Here is a 2,690-nt window from a genome sequence, read left to right on the forward strand (position 1 = left end):
GTAAGCATCCCTTCTACATTCTCGTGCGTATGTTGATGAGCATCAGAAGCCAATTTGAAATTCAGTTTTTCTAATGTATTAACTGATGCGGGGTTATGAGCAGACGGAAATGCAGTAATAGTGCGAGCACCCATATTCTCAAATCCAAAATTTATAACTGCCACTAAACCTTCGCCCATGATGCCTTTTCTTTGAAATTCAGGGAGCAATTCGTAACCTATTTCTATGGAATTATTGCCATTATCAAAATTCCATAAACATATGGCACCAATTAAAGCAGATTCACCCTTATAGGAAATCGCCCAAAATACACATTTGTTCTCCAAATGTAATCTGTCTATTTTTTGGATGTATTCTATTGCATCATCAATACTCCTGAAAGGTTCTTTCCCCGTTAATCTTGCTACTTCGGGATCCGACCTTAGTTCGTAAATCGCCTGAGCATCTGGAAAGGATAATTTTCTTAGGCTTAGACGTGTGGTTTCTAATGTAGGAAATGTTAAAAATTCGATGTTCATAGGCTATAAAAGTAAAGCAATTCTCTTCATTTATCAAATTCATTAATATTATAGCCGCGCTAGTCATCAGCTATAACTGTAACCTTGAAATACGCTTAAAGATCCTGATATAACGGTAATTCTTCCACAAAAGCAAACCTGCTCTCCACATGATCAATAGTGGCATAACAGTGCTGCAAGCCATTGGTCACCACCAACCATTTTACTTGGTGTACAGAATTATACCTTGATGCCTGGTCGAATACAGCCTGTGTAATTTTCACCGAAGGTGCTTTACATTCCACAATCATCACCCGCTCGCCTTTATTATTGTAAACAACTAAATCTGTTCTCTTTTGTAAGTCGTTTAGAGTTAAACCACCCTCCACCTGGATCAGTGATTTAGGAAACTTTTTCTCTAAGATCAAGTATTGAATAAAATGTTGCCTTACCCATTCTTCGGGTGTTAATACAAGGTGTTTTTTACGGATCTCATCAAAAATAAAATGCTGCTCCTTTTTTATTGTCAGTTTAAAGGGGTAGCCCGGAAGGTTGAGTGCTACTGGAGTAAATGCCATTAATGCAAAAATAACCTTTAATAGTTAGTTTTTAGCGGTTATATTTGAATAATTATATGACTGCTGCCGATATTATCAAAGACATTAAAGCTAAAAAGTTCCAACCTGTGTATTTATTGCATGGCGAAGAACCTTATTACATTGACCAGGTAATTGATTACATGGAACAACATGTATTAACAGATATGGAGAAGGGATTTAACCAGACTGTGCTTTATGGAAAAGATGCTGACATGGCTACCATTCTCAATGCGGCAAAGCGTTATCCCATGATGTCAGACTACCAGCTGATCATTGTTAAAGAAGCACAGGACCTTAAATGGGCCAAGGAAGCTGAAGGCGACAGCAAAGAAGCTGCTGTTGTGCAAAACTATTTTGAACACCCTTTAAAGTCTACAATCCTTGTCCTTGGTTATAAATACGCCAACTTCGATAAAAGGAAGAAGCTTTATAAATCCATCGCCAAATCGGGCCTGATCTTTCAGTCAGACCCCATCCGCGAGAATAAACTGGCACCATGGATAGAAGACCTGGTGAAAGAGAAAGGTTATAAAATTGATCCCCATGCAGCCGCCTTAATGGCAGAATACCTGGGTACCGATCTTTCCAAAATTGCTAATGAAGTAGAAAAGCTGATGTTAAACATCAGCAAAGAAACCACCATTGATACGGCACATGTTCAGAAGAACATAGGCATCAGTAAAGAGTACAATGTATTTGAGCTGCAGAAAGCCCTTGCACAGCGCAATGTGATGAAATGCAACCAGATTGTGAATTACTTTGCTGACAACCCGAAAGCCAATCCCATGGTGATGGTCATGGCCAGCCTTAACACCTACTTTTCTAAAGTACTCAAATACCATTACCTGCCCAATAAAAATGATGCCGCCAAAGAGTTAGGCATCAATCCATATTTCATCAAAGAATACGAAGTTGCAGCACGCAATTACAATTTCAACAAAACGGTGCAGGTCATTAGTTTGCTCCGTGAATACGACCTTAAAAGTAAAGGAGTAGACAGCACGGGTAACACCACTGATGGCGAATTGCTCAGAGAATTGGTATTCAAGATTATTCATTAGATTAATTATTGTTATACTGACTTAGATTTGTAACCGTAAAGTTATATAGCGGATGTAGTTAAGTTCTTTTACACACTTATCTTTGTGTTAACAAACCAACTTACATGAACAAAACTATTATCATTTCTGCCCTTGCTTTGGCAAGTTATTCCATGGCTCATGGGCAAAACAAACCTGCGGCACCTACAACACCGAAGGTTACTACAGATACTACCAAAAAAGCGGCAGGACCACTGGCTGCCTTGGGTACTAAAGCTACCGTGAAACCTTACGCTACGGTGATTACCGATAAAGCCATTACTAATAAGGGAATGATTACCACCCATAAAGTAGAGGAGAAATTCTTTTTTGAACTTGCAGATTCTTTGCTGGGCAGAGAAATTCTGGTGGTTAACAGAATTTCTAAAGCTGGCGCCGAAGTAAGGTCGGCATCTGGTTATGCAGGTGACCAGATTGGCAGCAGTGTCATCAAGTTTGAAAAAGGACCAAACAATAAAATCTTCATGCGCAAGTTGTCTTACAGAACCTATGGT

At 39.1% G+C, this 2,690-nt stretch carries 4 protein-coding genes; 2 read left to right on the forward strand and 2 right to left on the reverse strand.

Going from position 1 to position 2,690, the window contains the following annotated elements:
- Together ACR2F7_RS10990 and ACR2F7_RS10995 are read right to left on the reverse strand one after the other, a co-directional pair.
- Positions 1-518 (reverse strand): GNAT family N-acetyltransferase (locus ACR2F7_RS10990; protein ID WP_432713610.1); only part of this gene is annotated, 518 nt, incomplete at its 3' end.
- Positions 519-613: 95 nt separating this feature from the next.
- On the reverse strand, positions 614-1,075 hold the full coding sequence (locus ACR2F7_RS10995; protein WP_432713611.1) for a type I restriction enzyme HsdR N-terminal domain-containing protein: 462 nt from the start codon (positions 1,073-1,075) through the stop codon (positions 614-616).
- 56 nt (positions 1,076-1,131) lie between these two features.
- Between ACR2F7_RS10995 and holA the strand changes: the two genes are divergently transcribed.
- Positions 1,132-2,157, forward strand: coding sequence for a DNA polymerase III subunit delta (holA, locus tag ACR2F7_RS11000; RefSeq protein ID WP_432713613.1), 1,026 nt, complete (start codon positions 1,132-1,134; stop codon positions 2,155-2,157).
- A gap of 104 nt (positions 2,158-2,261) precedes the next feature.
- On the forward strand, positions 2,262-2,690 hold a 429-nt coding region (locus ACR2F7_RS11005; RefSeq protein WP_432713612.1), incomplete at its 3' end, for a DUF5118 domain-containing protein.

This window comes from Pedobacter sp. (assembly GCF_045628745.1).
In the GTDB taxonomy this organism is placed as follows: Bacteria; Bacteroidota; Bacteroidia; order Sphingobacteriales; family Sphingobacteriaceae; genus Pedobacter.